The organism is Corynebacterium sp. HMSC061H03, assembly GCF_001838215.1.
Taxonomy (GTDB): Bacteria; Actinomycetota; Actinomycetes; order Mycobacteriales; family Mycobacteriaceae; genus Corynebacterium; species Corynebacterium jeikeium_D.
Map to the genome: position 1 here is coordinate 188,128 of NZ_KV836075.1, position 16,339 is coordinate 204,466.

At 58.3% G+C, this 16,339-nt stretch carries 13 protein-coding genes; 8 read left to right on the top strand and 5 right to left on the bottom strand.

Going from position 1 to position 16,339, the window contains the following annotated elements; translation table 11 throughout:
* The first annotated feature begins 60 nt into the window (after window positions 1-60).
* The gene (locus tag HMPREF2787_RS07550) at window positions 61-1,788 is read left to right on the top strand and encodes an ABC-F family ATP-binding cassette domain-containing protein (RefSeq protein WP_070858914.1); all 1,728 of its coding nucleotides are present in this window, start codon (window positions 61-63) and stop codon (window positions 1,786-1,788) included.
* 163 nt (window positions 1,789-1,951) lie between these two features.
* On the opposite strand, the gene HMPREF2787_RS07555 is transcribed toward HMPREF2787_RS07550, so the two are convergent.
* Together HMPREF2787_RS07555 and HMPREF2787_RS07560 are read right to left on the bottom strand one after the other, a co-directional pair.
* Complete coding sequence (locus HMPREF2787_RS07555; protein WP_016423031.1) at window positions 1,952-2,398, bottom strand: aa3-type cytochrome oxidase subunit IV; 447 nt, start codon at window positions 2,396-2,398, stop codon at window positions 1,952-1,954.
* Window positions 2,399-2,433: 35 nt separating this feature from the next.
* On the bottom strand, window positions 2,434-3,609 hold the full coding sequence (locus HMPREF2787_RS07560; protein WP_049190506.1) for an aa3-type cytochrome oxidase subunit II: 1,176 nt from the start codon (window positions 3,607-3,609) through the stop codon (window positions 2,434-2,436).
* 500 nt (window positions 3,610-4,109) lie between these two features.
* Here HMPREF2787_RS07560 and asnB point away from each other — a divergent pair, with 500 nt between their 5' ends.
* Entirely contained in the window at window positions 4,110-6,035 is a 1,926-nt protein-coding gene (gene asnB / locus HMPREF2787_RS07565) for an asparagine synthase (glutamine-hydrolyzing) (RefSeq protein WP_049192931.1), read from the top strand.
* A 178-nt stretch (window positions 6,036-6,213) separates the two neighbouring features.
* Here the strand turns inward: asnB and HMPREF2787_RS07570 are convergent, their stop codons facing one another.
* On the bottom strand, window positions 6,214-6,555 hold the full coding sequence (locus HMPREF2787_RS07570; RefSeq protein ID WP_005512007.1) for a HesB/IscA family protein: 342 nt from the start codon (window positions 6,553-6,555) through the stop codon (window positions 6,214-6,216).
* A gap of 309 nt (window positions 6,556-6,864) precedes the next feature.
* Between HMPREF2787_RS07570 and HMPREF2787_RS07575 the strand changes: the two genes are divergently transcribed.
* From HMPREF2787_RS07575 to HMPREF2787_RS07590, 4 genes are all read left to right on the top strand, one after another.
* Window positions 6,865-7,629, top strand: coding sequence for a DUF3043 domain-containing protein (locus tag HMPREF2787_RS07575; RefSeq protein WP_016423034.1), 765 nt, complete (start codon window positions 6,865-6,867; stop codon window positions 7,627-7,629).
* Window positions 7,630-7,640: 11 nt separating this feature from the next.
* The gene (locus HMPREF2787_RS07580) at window positions 7,641-8,234 is read left to right on the top strand and encodes a bifunctional adenosylcobinamide kinase/adenosylcobinamide-phosphate guanylyltransferase (RefSeq protein WP_070438579.1); all 594 of its coding nucleotides are present in this window, start codon (window positions 7,641-7,643) and stop codon (window positions 8,232-8,234) included.
* A 102-nt stretch (window positions 8,235-8,336) separates the two neighbouring features.
* On the top strand, window positions 8,337-9,374 hold the full coding sequence (gene cobT / locus HMPREF2787_RS07585; RefSeq protein WP_049190512.1) for a nicotinate-nucleotide--dimethylbenzimidazole phosphoribosyltransferase: 1,038 nt from the start codon (window positions 8,337-8,339) through the stop codon (window positions 9,372-9,374).
* Window positions 9,375-9,379: 5 nt separating this feature from the next.
* The gene (locus HMPREF2787_RS07590) at window positions 9,380-10,252 is read left to right on the top strand and encodes an adenosylcobinamide-GDP ribazoletransferase (RefSeq protein ID WP_070858915.1); all 873 of its coding nucleotides are present in this window, start codon (window positions 9,380-9,382) and stop codon (window positions 10,250-10,252) included.
* A gap of 581 nt (window positions 10,253-10,833) precedes the next feature.
* On the opposite strand, the gene HMPREF2787_RS07595 is transcribed toward HMPREF2787_RS07590, so the two are convergent.
* Window positions 10,834-12,849 carry a vWA domain-containing protein gene (locus HMPREF2787_RS07595; RefSeq protein WP_168168054.1) on the bottom strand — a complete coding sequence of 672 codons (2,016 nt, stop codon included), beginning with the start codon at window positions 12,847-12,849 and terminating at the stop codon, window positions 10,834-10,836.
* A gap of 351 nt (window positions 12,850-13,200) precedes the next feature.
* Window positions 13,201-14,316 (bottom strand): branched-chain amino acid aminotransferase, encoded by a 1,116-nt coding sequence (locus tag HMPREF2787_RS07600; RefSeq protein ID WP_016423039.1) that lies wholly within the window; start codon window positions 14,314-14,316, stop codon window positions 13,201-13,203.
* A gap of 222 nt (window positions 14,317-14,538) precedes the next feature.
* Here HMPREF2787_RS07600 and HMPREF2787_RS07605 point away from each other — a divergent pair, with 222 nt between their 5' ends.
* Together HMPREF2787_RS07605 and HMPREF2787_RS11415 are read left to right on the top strand one after the other, a co-directional pair.
* The gene (locus tag HMPREF2787_RS07605; RefSeq protein WP_083308425.1) at window positions 14,539-16,077 is read left to right on the top strand and encodes a leucyl aminopeptidase; all 1,539 of its coding nucleotides are present in this window, start codon (window positions 14,539-14,541) and stop codon (window positions 16,075-16,077) included.
* Between the two features lie 173 nt (window positions 16,078-16,250).
* On the top strand, window positions 16,251-16,339 hold an 89-nt coding region (locus tag HMPREF2787_RS11415; RefSeq protein WP_141744350.1), incomplete at its 3' end, for a biotin/lipoyl-containing protein.

Sequence of the window (16,339 nt, forward strand, 5' to 3'; positions counted from 1 at the left end):
GCCTTGACCCCACATATGTCGGATACCAAATCTACTGTTTACCAGTACTAAAATGGACATATGTCTACCAGTCCCTCCCCCACCACCGATCTTTCGAGCAACGCCACACAGCTTGTCGCCAACGGTGTCAACTTCGACTACGAGGCCACGCCTGTTTTGCGCGATGTCTCGCTCACGCTTTCCGACGGCGATGTCCTCGGTCTGGTTGGAGACAACGGAGCCGGCAAGTCCACTCTTCTTTGGCTGCTGTCGGGTCGTCGTCGGCCCACGAGCGGTACGGTGACTCATATTGGCACGCGTGTACTCGGCTCTCAGGAACTGGAAGCTCCTTTCGACTCCACGGTGCAAATGCTTATCGATGAAGCCCTCGGCCCCTCGAAACGTCGTTTAGCGGAGTTAGAAGAGGCAGCTAAGGCGATGGCCTTAGCAGAGACCCCAGATGAGTCTAAGGCGGCAGAGAAGGCGTATTCGAAGGCCTTCTCGGACGTCATGGCTCACGATGACTGGAACGCCGAACATAATGCGGAGATTGTGCTCGACCATCTCGGCCTGACCGGTTCTGCTCCGGACGGCGCTCCCCTGACAGAGCAACTAACCACGGAGATTTCCGGCGGGCAGCGGGCGCGGTTGGGGCTCGCGATTACGCTCATTCGAAAGCCAGAGATTCTGCTTCTCGACGAGCCCACCAACCATCTCGATGAACGCGGTCGCCAGCTCGTGATTGACACCATCCAGAACCACCCTGGAGTGGTTGTGGTGGCAACACATGACCGCGACTTCCTGGATGCCGTTTGTACTGTAATTGGAGACTTGGTGCCGGGGCGCCCTGGTATTGGGCTGTTCCGTGGTAATTACTCCGACTACGCGAAGCACCGTCGCCACCAGCGTGAGCTATGGGAGCACCAGTGGCGCTCGGAGGAGCATGAACGCAATCGGTTGGAAGACACCATCGAGAATGGCGCTCGTGAGATCTCACCGGGTCGGGAAATGACGGACAATAACAAGATGGCTTATGACCGCCGTGGCGGTCGTGTAGAGCGGCAAATCGCCCGCCGCGTGCGTTCGGCTAAGCAGCGGCTGGAGGAACTCATTGAGGAAGGTGTGGAGCGTCCACCGGCACTACTGGGCTTTGATGCCCCGTTGACCGCACCCCTACCGACCAAGCGCGCTGCTTCGGGCAGCGATGAAGATTTTCACATCAAGATGCGCGGTGTGGTCGTCCCAGATCGAATTCGGGTTGGTTCACTGACTATTCGTCCCGGCGACAAGGTCGTGATCACCGGCCCTAATGGGGCCGGCAAATCTACTTTGTTTAAGACGATCATGGGGCAAGTTGAGACGCAGGCTGGCGAGGTGCGTATCGGCGAGAACTGTCGAGTAGCCATGCTGGCTCAGGAACAAGACTGGGAAAACCCAAAGAAGTCCGCCCGTGAGTTGTACGACCTTGCGCCCAATGCCCGCGTGCCTCTCGACGACTTCGGATTGCTTAGCCCTGAGGATGCCAATCGACCGGTAGGAAGCCTCTCCATCGGCCAGCAGCGCCGGGTGGCGTTAGCGTTGGTCGTAGCCAATCCGCCGGAGATCTTGCTGCTCGATGAGCCTACGAACCATCTGAGTGTGGATCTAATCGAGCAGGTCCAAGACGCGATCGCATCTGCAGAGGGCACAATTATTGTGATTACCCACGATCACCGCATGATCAACTCGCTCGAAGCGCGTCATCTGCAGGTGACTGACGGTGAGGTCATCGAACTACCTAAGGGGCAGAAACCCGTCGAATTCGCTTGATGCGGAATCATATATTGACTACAGATCCTAACCGACGAGGTAACACCAGTTAGGAATCCCCTCCCACTCGCCCAAACAAAAAAGTCTCTCCCACTAACGCCCTTGTTAGTGGGAGAGACTTTTCGGTTATCTACGACTGTGGTTCAGTCTGATTGCACTCGGACTAGTGCTTCTCCGGCGGAGTGATGTACTGAGTGTTGAGCTTGGTGCCGGAGACGATCAGAATTACCGCGCCAAGGACAATCAGCCAGTAGGCCATGAATGCGATGCCGTAGCCCATGAGGAGGATGCCCATGGTCATCACGAACGGCCAAATCGAGCTAGCGGAGAAGAAACCGAGGGTACCTGCACCGTCGGCAATCTCTGCCTCTTCGAAGTCGGCCGGGGTGATGTCGGAGCGGCGCTCAGTGAAGTGGAAGTATCCACCGAGCATCAGAGTCATCAGAGCTGCGAGGACCAGGCCGGTTGCGCCAGCCCACTCGAGGCGACCCTGGCTTTCGTTGATGACGTTACCGGTGTCCTGGAGGTACTGAGTGCCGAAGATGTAGACGACAGCCATGAACCCCAGGAACACGGTAAGTCCGTAGAAGAGCTTTGCTGCAGACTTCATTTGAGAACTTCCTTTAAGTAAGAATCTTGCTGGGTTTACTTGGCGGTCGCGTTCAGGTCAATGGTGTTAGCACCACGATCACCCATGTCGCGGGTGTCGACACGACCGGAGTTGAACGGCGAAGTGGAGACTGCGAATGCCGGCTCACCGATGTGCTTCAGAGCATCAGCGTTAGTAGCTTCTGGGTTCTCCTGGCGGAACTTGATGTACTCGGTGAATGCCTCACGGGAGACAGCACGAATCTCGAAGTTCATCATTGCGTGGTAGGTACCACACATCTCGGCACAACGGCCAACGAATGCGTTCTTGACCTTGTCGCTCGGGTTGTCCTCTGGTCGGTTGGCAATCTTGTCCGAGTCAATCTTTTCGATCTGGAAGACACGGTTGGACTTGTTAGCCTCCGGGTGCGGGAACACGTCGCGCTTGAAGAGGAACTCCGGAACCCAGAAGGAGTGAATCACGTCAGCGGACGCGAGGTCGAACTGGATTGCAGTGTCTTCCGGAACAACGAGGACCGGAACCTCTTCGGTGGTACCGAGGGTCTCAATCTCGTCGTAGTGCAGGTAGTCGAGGCTCTCCTTGGAGCGTCCGTGAACCGGGTGCTCCTTCTGCTTTGCGCGATCCTCAGCGGACGGAACCTCGTGGCCGCCCTCGGTGAAGAACTGCTCATCAGCCGGCTTCTCAATACGGCCGTTGTATTCCTCGCCGCCCATCAGGTCAGCGGAAATGTTGGCGTAACCGAACTTCCAGTTCCACTGGAAACCGGTGACGTCGACGGTAACTTCCGGATCCTTATCCAGGGCAGTGACCTTGTCCTGAGTCTGAACCGTGAAGAAGAACAGAGTCATCACGATCAGAATCGGGAGAATGGTCAGAGACAACTCAACCGGAACGTTGTATGCAGTCTGGCGCGGGAACTCGCCCTTGCCCTTCTTTTCAGCCTTCTTAGCTGTGAAGTTTGCCATCGAGTAAAGGGTAACGCCCCAAACGATGATGCCGATAATCCAAGCTGCAACCCAGGTCCAAACCCAGAAGTTACCCATGGACTGTGCTTCCGGGGTCACACCTTCCGGCCAACCAAAGCGGAGCAGCTTGAAGAAGCCGTTCTCCGGAGGATTAACATCGCAGCCGGCAAGCAAGGCTGCGCTACCGGTGGCAACGCCGAGGACGCCGAGCTTACGGGCGACTCCGAACTTTCTACGCTGATTCACGTGTGTCTGCCTTCCTGATCCACACAATTTTCGATAACCGATTAAGGTTTCGTCCTACCCAAGCAGAGTAGTCGATTCTTAAGCTTTCTCCACAATAAATATGGCTGTGGGGTGCCTTTGAGTATATCTGCCCTAATAAAATACTGAGAAAGACCCGCCTATCGGGGGTGGCATTCTCACCAGTTACACCCTGTTGACGCTCCTAAGTCTATGAATTTTTTAGTGTTTGTGCCACGCGCTGACGCACACACCGTCCCGCGCAACCTTGCCCCGAGCCCTAGACACGGCAAACTCAGACATTCTCGCTTTTCCCCAAAAGGCATTAAAGTAGGTGCAGCATTTCTATGTGGCGCCAATCTGGGGTTCAACCCAGCTACTCAGCCACGCGGCGGTCCTTCACGGCCACCGGTTAAGGCGACAACCAGTCGCGCTGAGCCGCTAGCTACGGAGCCGTCGAAAATCCATTAAGTGACACTAAGCGAAAGGTGCGCGCACGAAGCATGTGTGGTCTTCTCGGAATCCTGGCTGCAAATTCTGACGCAGCGGAGCTCGTTCCCGTTGTCGAAAGGGCCCTGCCCTGCATGCGGCACCGCGGCCCTGACGATGCAGGCACGTGGCACGATGAGGACGCAGTTTTCGGCTTCAACCGCCTATCCATTATTGATATTGCCCACAGCCACCAACCGCTGCAGTGGGGACCAGAGAATCAGCCGAATCGTTACTCCATGACCTTCAACGGCGAAATCTACAATTTCGTCGAACTTCGCGAGCAGCTGGAGAAGAAAGGCTATGCCTTTAATACCTCCGGCGATGGTGAACCTATCGTCGTTGGGTTCCACCACTGGGGAGCGGACGTCGTAAAGCACTTGCGCGGCATGTTCGGCATTGCCATTTGGGACAGCGTCGAGCGCAAGCTTTTCCTGGCGCGCGATCCGTTCGGCATTAAGCCGCTCTACTACGCCACCACAGAGCGTGGCACAATTTTCGGTTCTGAGAAGAAGTCCCTGCTCGAAGCTGCGCCGGAGATGGGCATCGATGCGAAGAAGCTGAATAAGCGCGCACTGGAGCACTACGTCGATCTGCAGTACGTTCCGGAGCCGGAGTCGCTGCACACTGACATTGTTCGTCTGGAGTCGGGTTGCACTGCCATCGTTACGCCTGGTGGCGAAGTTAAGCAGACCCGCTACTTCAAGCCGAATTTCCCGATTCAGCCAGTGGCTAAGGGCGCTGAACAGGATGTTTTTGACCGCATTGCCCGTGCGCTGGAGGACAGCGTCGAGAAGCATATGCGTGCCGACGTCACGGTGGGCTCGTTCCTGTCGGGCGGTATCGACTCCACTGCGATTGCAACTTTGGCTAAGCGCCACAACCCGAACCTGCTGACGTTTACCACTGGCTTCGAGCGCGAGGGCTTCTCCGAGGTCGATGTGGCTGCCGAGTCCGCCGCCGCCATTGGCGTCGAGCACATTGTGAAGGTCGTCTCGCCGGAGGAGTTCGCCGGGGCGATTCCGAAGATTATGTGGTACCTCGATGACCCGGTAGCTGACCCTGCACTGGTGCCGCTGTACTTCGTGGCCGCAGAGGCTCGTAAGCACGTTAAGGTCGTACTGTCCGGTGAGGGCGCAGACGAGCTCTTTGGTGGTTACACCATTTATAAGGAGCCGCTGTCGCTGAAGCCGTTCGACAAGGTTCCATCTCCCCTGCTGCGCGGTCTGGCTAAGGTCGGCGAAGCTCTGCCAGAGGGCATGCGCGGCAAGTCGCTCCTGCAGCGAGGCACTACTCCGCTGGAACAGCGCTACTACGGCAATGCTCGTTCCTTTAACTTTGAGCAGCTGCAGGAAGTGCTGCCGTGGGCCAAGAAGGAATGGGACCACAGCGATGTCACTGCGCCGATTTACGCGCAGTCTGAAGGCTGGGACCCGGTGACTCGGATGCAGCACTTGGATCTGTTCACCTGGTTGCGTGGCGACATTCTGGTCAAGGCGGACAAGATCACCATGGCTAACTCCCTGGAGCTGCGCGTGCCGTTCCTCGACCGTGTGGTCTTCGACGTTGCACAGACGCTGCCGGTGGACATGCGTGTTTCTCACGGCACCACCAAGTACGCACTGCGTCGCGCCATGGAGCAGATTGTTCCGGAGCACGTGCTCAACCGCCGCAAACTGGGCTTCCCGGTGCCGATTCGCCACTGGCTGGCAGGCGACGAACTGCACGGCTGGGCCGAGGACATCATCCGCGAGTCCCAGACCGATGAGTTCATTAATAAGGACGCCGTGCTCAAGATGCTCGCCGAGCACCACCCAACCGAGCGCGACCACTCCCGCCGCCTCTGGACCATCCTTGCTTTCATGGTCTGGCACGGCATCTTCATCGAAGACCGCATTACTCCGGACATCGAGCAGCGCGACTACCCCGTCGAGCTCTAGCTCGCTTTACGACGGTCCCCGCGCCTCAACCCCATCCTGCCCCGGCAGGCTGCCACCATAGCTGGGGCAACCAATAGAAAAGGCTCGGACCTCACTCAGTTAACAAGAGTGAGGTCCGAGCCTTTTACTATCCGACGCTTTTCACAGCGTCTGCTGACAGCTCTGCTCAGCTAATGACTTAGTTGAAGGAGTCACCGCAAGCGCAGGAGCCAGTGGCATTCGGGTTATCGATGGTGAAGCCCTGCTGTTCAATGGTGTCAGCGAAGTCGATGGTGGCACCGGACAGGTACGGAACCGACTGGCGATCAACGACCAGCTTGACGCCACCGAAAACTTCGGCGACATCGCCGTCGAGGCTGCGGTCATCGAAGTAGAGCTGGTAGCGCAGGCCGGCACAGCCGCCCGGAGCCACGGAAATACGCAGTGCCAGGTCGGTGGCACCTTCTTGGTCCAGAAGTGCCTTTGCCTTGGCAGCCGCAGCTTCGGTCAGGGTAACGCCAGTGCTCTGAGCAGTAGTCATAGCGCGTGTCCTCCTTGTTGAAGTGTTTAAGTATGCGAGTCGACCCCAAGGTCGGCTACGTCATTATTTATCACAACCTTACCGACCAGTCTTTAATTCCCAATTCTGGGTTCTCTTTTTCTTTCTCTTTTTCGGAAGTCTCTTTTTGCCGCCACATCGCAACCACACCACGGCTTCCCACGCCACAAGCGCACTCTTCCCGCCTGCCCCTGCGGCGGTCATCCCCAAAACCTCGCCCTTGCCCCGTCCCTGCCCCTCAACCTGCAACCTAATTAGGGAAGCACCTTGAAGACCTTATAATCTGGGGTCGTGAATCTACCGTGGAAAAAGAATGACAAAAAGTCCAAGGCAGCTGAGGCAGCTAACGCTGACGCAACCAACGCCGGAGACGTAGCCACCGACGCGACCGCATCCAGCGGGGCCAAGGGCACCGCTTCGGAGTCTCAGCAGCCCGAGAAGAAGCACAGCGGTGCTTTTACTCCCAAGAAGGGGCGCCCCACTCCGAAGCGCAACGAGGTTGAGCGCGAACGCGGCATCCGCCGTGGCCCGGTCGAGGCGCCGCTGACCGCTAAGGAAGCTCGCCAGCGCCGCAAGGAGCTCAAGGCTTCCATGTCCAAGGAAGAGCTCAAGGCCGCCAAGGCACGCGAGCGAGCAGAGCGACGTGAGCAGCGTCGCATTGCCGACGAGCGCATGGCCGCCGGCGATCCGCGCTACATGCTGCCACGCGACCAGGGCGCTGAGCGCAAGTTTGTCCGCGACTGGGTTGATTCCCGTCGCTTCCTCGCTAACGTGTTCCTCCCGTTCGCGCTGATTCTGCTGCTGATTATGATGATTGGCACTTCCCTGCCGAAGCTGGCCAACATCGCATCTCTCATCGCGATGGTTCTCATCATCGCCCTGATTATCGAGGGCATTTACATCGGCCGCCGTGCCATCAAGTTGACGCGTGAGCGCTTCCCGAAGACCACCGAAGGGGCCTGGGGACTGGGCTTCTACGCTTACTCCCGCGCTTCTCAGCCGCGTCGTCTGCGTACTCCGCGTCCGCAGGTCAACATCGGCGACGAAATCAAGTAGCCTCATCTGCCATGCGCACTTTGGTTCTCGGTGGCGCCCGCTCAGGCAAGTCCTCATGGGCTGAGCACGAGCTGCTGGCCACCGCCGCAGCCTCAACCGGCGATGCCTCAGATGCTGCAGCCTCAACGGTGTTGCACTACATCGCAACAGCACGGCCCTGGCCCGGTGATAGCGATTTTCACTCCAGGGTCGAGGAGCACCGCATTCGTCGTCAAGCACAGGCAAAAGAGCACGGAGTGGCCTGGCACACGGTTGATGACGTCGATGCGGTGGAAGCTCTCGCGTCGCCGGAGCGGCGCATGCTGCTGGACGATGTCGGCACCTGGCTGACGCACATCATCGATGCGCAGGGGCTGTGGGAGGCGCCGAGGGGTAGCGTCGCGCCGTGGACGCACTCGCTTGTCGACGCCGTGCGCAACTTCCCCGCAGATTCCGACCTGTTCATTGTGTCGCCCGAAGTGGGCTTCGGTGTCATTCCCGAACACCGCTCAGGGCGGCTTTTCCGTGATGAGATTGGCCTTCTCAACCAGCAGCTTGCAGCTATCTGTGATCGTGTTGTCCTAGTTGTGGCTGGCTGCCCCATGGAAGTCAAGGCGGCGAGCTAGATTCACGCCACGCCGCTTCCCCTATGACGGTCTGCCTAGCAATGCGAATAACTGTGCACCAATGGTCGGTAGACAAATCGTTTTCGGGTAGCGTTTGAGAGTATGAACGCGGATTATTTTGGACCGGTAGCACGCCCTGACGAAGAGACTGAACAGGCCGCCCGCGCGCGCCATGAGCAGTTGACTAAGCCCGCAGGCTCACTTGGCCGGTTGGAAGAACTCGGCATTTGGATTTCGGCGTGTCAGGGAGAATGCCCTCCGCGTGACCTGGACGATTGTCGTGTTTATGTCTTCGCTGGTGACCACGGTGTTGCCCAGGGCGGGGTGTCCGCGTACCCGTCCGAGGTGTCTATCCAGATGCTTGCCAATATCGAGGCAAAGGGTGCCGGCGTGAACGCTATCGCTGACATCGCGGGAGCCACTGTTACCGGTGTGGACATTTCCCTCGACCACGATGCCGAAGGGCCATACCGTATCCGTCGCAGCTGTGGTTCTATCGACCGCGAGGATGCGATGAGCGAGGAGGAGGTCGATAAGGCCATCCGCACGGGCATCGCGATTGCCGACGCCGCCGTTGATGAAGGCGCTGACCTGCTCATTGCCGGCGACCTGGGCATCGGAAACACCACTCCAGCCGCGGCGCTGATTGGTGCCGTGACCAACTCCGAACCGGTGGTCGTCGTCGGCCGAGGCACTGGCATTGATGACGAGGGGTGGAAGCTCAAGGTCGCTGCCGTACGCGATGCCATGTTCCGCGTGCGTCGCCTGCGCAATGACCCGGTTGAGGTGCTCCGTCGTATTTCCTCGCCGGATATGACCGTGATGGCCGCGTTCTTGGCGCAAGCAGCGGTTCGTCGCACTCCTGTGATTTTGGACGGAGTGGTTGTCACATCCGCCGCTCTGCTAGCTGACCAGCTCGCTCCGGGTGCCCGCGATTGGTGGGTCGCCGGCCACAAATCGGCAGAGCCCGCGCACGCGCTTGCCCTTCGACACCTGGATAAGGAACCACTTCTCGAATACGGGATGCGTCTTGGCGAAGGCTCCGGCGCCGTCGCTGCCCTACCGCTGGTCAAGTCCGGCGTATCGGTCCTGCGCAACATGGCTACTTTCGCCGACGCAGGCGTAAGCACCAAGGACTAATCGACTTGTCCGACAAAGCCGGCCCGTCTCGCCAGGACAACCTCGACGGCGATCCCTCTGCTCACGGCAATGCCGTCGCTGAGGCCATCACCACTGCCCTGTCCTGGCTCACCATCCTGCCCTTCAAAGGCGCGAGCGTGTTCGACCGCATCACCGGCCGTCGCGCCATCGCCGCACTGCCAGTAGCTGGGCTCGTTCCTGCCGCGGGTGCAGTTCTCATCACGGCGGCGCTGTTCGCAACGTCGTCGTCACGCACGCCCACGCTTTACGACGTCACCCCGATCCTCGGCGGCGCCCTGATTATGGTGGCGGCACAGATGTTGACCCGCGCGATGCACCTGGATGGGCTGGCGGATGTGGCGGATGCCCTCGGCTCGTATAAGCCGCCGGAGGGGGCGCGGGAGGTGCTGCGCGATCCGAGCACCGGCCCAATGGGCGTGGGCTCCATCGTGCTGACGATGTTGACGACGACGACTGCTTTTGCCGTGATTGTGGCTAGTGTGCTGTCGCAGTGGTCTGCCGGTCAGATGTGGCCTGGCGTGGTTGCGCTGTGCTTGCCTTTTGTAGCCTCTCGCGCGGCAGCAACGACTGCCTGCTGGCGCGGCTTTCCGCCTTTTTCGAACAGCGGCTTCGGCTCTCTGACTGCCGGTACTCAGTCCACAGTCACGGTGACCTGCTGGTGGATACTGCTGCTCGCTGTGTCGGGCTGGGTGGTTGGGCTCGTGGGCGTAGTCGGTTGTGCACTGAGCTTTGGCGTTACACTGCTGCTGACGCGGCATTGCGTGAAGAGGTTTGGCGGAGTCAACGGCGACGTGTTTGGTGCAGTCATTGAGATAACGTGCGCTGTCTGTGCCGTGGCACTTGCCATAGGGTTCTAGCAGGGAAAATGCGCGCATTGCCCCCGTTGGGGTTTTCTTTAAAAAGAACTATTGACGGTCGCTTTGACGCGGACGTATTCTGAGGGCACACCGCCGGGAAGGCGGAGTACAGGAGGCTCGTTTCGGGGCTCGCCCAAATTGTTTTGCGCCGACCGTTTGCCGGGGCGCCAAGAACGAGCACACCTTCTAGCCTCCCAGCTAATTAAAAAAGCGCGTCCCGCCGCAGCGATGCACGGGACGCGCTTTTCTTTGTTGGGGTGACACTCCCAGGTTTGAGTTCAGTGGGGTTTGGGTTCAGTGGGGTTTGGGTTCAGTGGGGCTAGTGACTGCGGTTATGTTAGCGACGGCGGGCCAATGCGAGTTACTGACTGCGTTTATGTCAAAAATGGTCCGAAAAATGGCCTGAAAGTGTCATAAACTCACACAGTTTCACATCTGCAGCCCATAGTTCTTGGAGTTGTCAGTTTTCGTGGCTACGCAGCAAAAAATGTGCCCACCAGCGATACGCCAAGCGGACACAATTTTGCTGCCTTCCCCACCCTGCCCCCCCTGCTCAGGAACTTCCTGATCTTACGGTTTGTCTACTCCTTGCGCTTCTTGTTCTGGTAGACGATTGCGCCGGCAATGCCGATAAACACGGCGACCACTGCTACAACGGTGCCAATGACCAACGGGCTCATGCCCTCATCTTCCATGTCCGACGAGGATGCGGATGCCTGAGAATCCGTATCCGAGGAGTCAGATTCATTCGACGCATCTTCTGACGAGTCCTTTGACGTTTCCTGCTCCGACTCTCCCTTGGCCAGAATCGGCTTATCGGATGGAGTCGGGCCGTTCTTGTCAGTCGGTCGCCAGTCAGGCCCCTTAGTTGGCTTGTTGTCCAGGAGGAATGCGAGCTGGAACGGCTGATCGATGCCACTGACCTCTTCATCCGGGCGGTAGTTAGCCATTCGGACAGTCGCGTAGTAGTAGCCGGCGTTGGCTACAGGTCGTCCTCCAACATTAGATTCTCGGTTGTTGTATTCGACCGGACGATCTGTTGACAAGTTCAGGTCCTCGGAATCCTGATAAAAGTGCATTGTTCCATCCGCCACGGAAACCTCGAATGGATTCAACAGCGCAACTCCCATGGAATCGGCATTATCGCGCTCCGAATTTCCAGTGCGGGCAGCAATCACTGGTCGCTGACCCCACTCGACAGGGATCTTGTAGAACTTCTGTTCACCGGGCACGATTGTGTCAGAGATGGTATCCCCAGATTTAACTTCCGGCGCTTGGGCTGCGTTATTGCCACCGTTTACGGTCTTGGCCTCTCCAAAAGTGGCCTTTTTGTAGGCTTTGTCCCCAGTCGAGGAAGACCGTCCTTCATTTAGCTTGTCAGCATCCTGCTTCTTCAGGACTGGCTCAAACTGGACGCTAACCTCGACCTTCACCGGTTCATCACGATAGTCCGCTACTGAATCACCGTCATAGACCCACACGTTATTTGCGACGAGCCACTTGGTTTGATCGCAACTGGATTCGATGCGGTCACTATCCCATGCAAGAATGCTTGCATCAGCCGAAGTTGGAGTCCACGAATCGGCACTAGCTTCGGCGCCAGTCAGCGACCCCATACGACCGTCGTCCTGGCATTTTCCGCCAGTTTCATTGATGATTTCGTCAACTTCAGTTCGGACATCCTGCTGGCCCTTACCCTCAGCATCGATATTCGCTAACACCTTTGAGGTAACAATCGCGTTGTGTCCCTTCGGCACTGCGATTCGGTAGTAGAGCGGGGTGCGATCGTGCTGGGCAACCTCTGGCACCAGCGTCGTCTGGTACTTGCCCTCGCCGAGCCATTTCGCGCCTTCCTTAGTCTCGGAGAACTCGAAAGGAGTACCCGTGGTTTCGTAGCCCTGCACTGACCGCTGAGTCAAGAACTTCATGTGGTCTGCAAGCTGGGTAGCATCGTCCGCAGTCATGCTCTGTCCACCGGATACCTGCGCAACACACTCCAGCTCAGCGCGAGCTTCTTCATCGACCTTGAAGCCCACTGTGTGAATCGTCAGGCCAACACCCTGCCCTGCCAGTTCCTTCGCAACCTCACACACCGGTGGCGGCGCGCAGGTGTCGATACCGTCAGAGACCAAAATAATTGACCGCTCACCGTCTGGGCCAAGCTCATCCGCCGCCTTACGCAGTGCATTGCCGATCGGCGTGTAGCCCTGAGCTTCCAACCCGGCAATCCTGCTCTTCAGGCCTTCTTTGTCGACCTTTTGGACAGGCGACAGCACCTCGATGTCCTGGCAACCACGTTCGCGGTTGGATTCATCACTGGATTCGCGCTGGCCATAAACCAGCATGCCAAGCAGCGCATCATCCGGGAGGGAGTCAATCAGCTCCGTGGATGCGCGCTTTGCCGCATCGAGGCGGGTGCCTCCGGCGTCGTCGGCAAGCATCGAACCAGACAGATCCATGATCAGCTCTGCTTTTGCTTCGCCCGTACCCCCTTCGCCCGTAGGAGCGGGCTGTTCCACCCCGGACGGCGAAGGCGAATCTTGGGCTGCCGCCACCGGAGCCGGAATCGCACTAAACCCAATCGTCCACGCAGCCAACAACAGAGTGACAACGATGGTTACCCTTAGGCGCTTTGAACTACTTGACGAAAAACTATCTTTAAAAAAGTCTTGAACTACCACCATCACAGCGCCTCAAACTGTTTTCCCAACTACAAAAATCAATCGTGTTGGTAGTTTTTCACAGTGACCCCGGTCACGCTAGAGGTGTTTTTAACGGCTAAACAAATGCCGTCTGAACAATTCATGAACCATGAGAAAATCGCACAGCCGTTGGGGAGCCAGCAAAGCAAAAACGCAGCCCCTGACCAGCGAATACTAAACAGGGGCTGCGAAAGTACTAATTCTAGTAACCACTATTAAATTTTTCTTAGCCGACCTACGCCGAAACTAAGCCTCAACGAGCTTGTAAATCCAACCGTGGGTATCCTCAACCTCGCCGTGTTGGATACCGGTCAGGCGCTCGCGCAGCTTCATAGTCCACTCACCGGTCTCGCCGCCGTTGATCTCGAACTCGCCCTCAGCGGACTTCACAAAACCGACCGGGGTGATGACTGCAGCGGTACCGCAGGCGAATGCCTCGCTCATAACACCGGAGGTGGCATCATTCTTCCATTCCTCGGTGGAAATGCGACGCTCCTCGACATTCATGCCCAGATCCTGAGCAGCCTGCAGCAGCGATGCCCGAGTAATGCCCGGCAGCAGCGAACCAGACAGCTCTGGAGTCACCAGCCGAACACCAGCGTCAGCATTCTCATCCGGGTAGATAAACGCCAGGTTCATGCCGCCCATCTCCTCGATGTACTTGCGCTCGACAGCGTCCAGCCACACAACCTGGTCGCAGCCCTTTTCCTCTGCCTGCTGCTGAGCCGCCAGCGAAGCTGCATAGTTACCTGCGAACTTCGCAGCACCGGTGCCGCCCGGCGCGGCACGCACGTACTCGTGGGAGATCCACACGGTCACCGGGTTAATGCCACCGGAGAAGTACGCGCCGGCAGGTGAAGCGATGAGCAGGAAGGTGTAAGAGTTCGACGGGTGCACGCCCAGGGTGCTCTCGGTGGAGAACATGATTGGACGCAGGTACAGGGATTCTTCGCCACCAGCTGGCGGCACCCATGCTGCATCGGCTTCAACCAGCAGGCGGATTGCCTCGAGGAAGGTCTCCTCCGGCAGCTGCGGCATTGCAATGCGGTCAGCGGAGCGCTGGAAGCGACGAGCGTTCTGCTCCGGGCGGAAAGTAACAATGGAACCATCCGGCATGCGATACGCCTTCAGTCCCTCAAAAATCGACTGCCCGTAATGCAGGACCGAAGAAGACGGCTGCATTTCAATCGAACCGTATGCCTGCAGCTTGGCGCCATGCCAGCCTTTGTCTGCAGTCCAGTCAATTCGGACCATGTGGTCGGTGAAGTGCTTACCGAAACCAGGGTTGGCCAAAATCTCCTCGCGCTCGGCATCAGAGAGTGGATTCGGGTTACGTTCGATTGCAAATTCCAAAGCAGACATGTCTTTCATCCTAAACCGTCGAGGATCGAGTCGTATCAATACTCGCCCCCGAAAGACCGTGTTAGTCAGGGCAATGTCAGCGTCGCGGGCACTAGGCGCGGGTACATTCCAATAGTCGTGGCGCTGGCTCGTCAGTCCGCTGTCCAGGGGTGAAGGACACGAACCGGCAAATAGGGATACGGTGGTGTACCACATAGTACGACTACAAGGAGATGCAACTACATGTCAGTCCCCGCTAACAATGATTCGGCACAGCTCGGCGCCTCTCGCAACGCCGCTGTTTTGTCCAATTACCTGCCGGCTATCGGCACTCGCGTGGTCATCGCTGCCGACAACTCTCTGCCCGCGGACGCCGACGCGGTTCTCGTCGCGCTTATCGACGGCGAGGATGGCCTCGAGCTGGTCGCACCCGAGGCCATCGGTTCGGTTGCAGAGCAGCTGCTCGCCTCCTTTGAGGCAGTCTCCGCCAGCGCTAAGGCCGAGTCCGTGACCACCATCCCGGCTCCTGCTGGCCTGGATGTCGACAGTGTCACGGGCGTTGGCGTGGGTTCTGAGGATCTGGATGCCGAGGACATCCGCCGTGCCTGCGGCGCCGCTGCGCGCCGTATGACCAAGGCCAAGGTGGTCTTTAACACTCTCGGCGCCATCGATCCGCAGGCTGCAGCCGAGGGCTTTGCGCTGGGCGCTTACGCTTACTCCGGTCAGAAGAGCGACGAAGAAAGCAACGAGGCCACCCAGAAGGTGGTTGTGTTGGGCGCTGATGACGACGTCGTAAAGCGCGCTGCAGCGATTGTGGATGCCGTTGCCACCGCGCGTGACTTCGTCAATACAGCATCGTCGCACCTCTACCCCGAGACGTTTGCTGACGCTGCTGCAGCGCTAGGCCGTGACGCGGGGCTCGAGGTCGAGGTGCTTGACGACGACGCTCTGCGCGCCGGCGGTTTCGGAGGCCTCAATGCCGTGGGTGGTGGATCCTCGCGCGGGCCGCGCCTGGTGCGCCTGATTTGGAAGGGCGATGAGTCGGCAGAGAATTCGCTGGGACTGGTCGGTAAGGGCATCACCTTTGATACCGGCGGTATTTCGCTGAAGCCGGGCGCCAGCATGGAGAACATGATCTCCGATATGGGCGGCGCTGCGGCTGTTATTGCCACAGTCGTCCTGGCTGCTCGCCTAGGCGTATCCACCCCGGTGACCGCAACTGTTCCAATGGCGGAGAACATGCCGGGTGGTAAGGCGTACCGTCCGGGCGATGTCATTACGCAGTACGGCGGTAAGACCATTGAGATTCTGAATACCGACGCTGAGGGCCGCCTCGTACTCGCAGACGCCATTGTCCGCGCCTGCGAAGACAAGCCGACTCACCTGATTGACACCGCTACCCTGACCGGTGCGCAGCTAGTCGCTCTTGGCGAGCGTACCCCGGGCATCCTGGGTAACGACGAGTTCCGTGACCGTGTTGCAGAGCTGTCTCAGAGCATTGGTGAAAATGGTTGGGCAATGCCGATTCCAGTTGAGCTAGCAGAGGCCCTGAAGTCGCCGGTAGCTGACCTGCGGAATGTCACGAACTCTCGCTTTGGTGGCATGAGCGTTGCAGCTGCATACCTGCGCGAATTCGTTGGCGAGGATGTTGAATGGGTTCACATCGACGTTGCCGGTCCGGCCTTCAACACCACCGGGGAGTATGGTTATACCCCGAAGCGGGGCACTGGTGTTCCGGTTCGGACGATGTTCTCTGTGATTGAGGATTTGGCAACGAAGTAGCCGGTCATCCGACTGCGTCCCGCCCGGCTGGAATCATGGCTGGAATGAGCTATTCCAAGCACCAGTCGAAAGCGGGCGCAGCCCACGGGGCAAGCAGAGTTTTCAACCTGTAAGCTAATTTGTAATAACCGTCTTAAAACGAGATTTCTTAACTTTTCGAGGAGTGCACAAACATGGCGACCTCTATTGAGATGCCGGAGCTCGGTGAATCAGTTACCGAAGGCACCATTACCACCTGGCTGAAGAAGGTCGGCGACACCGT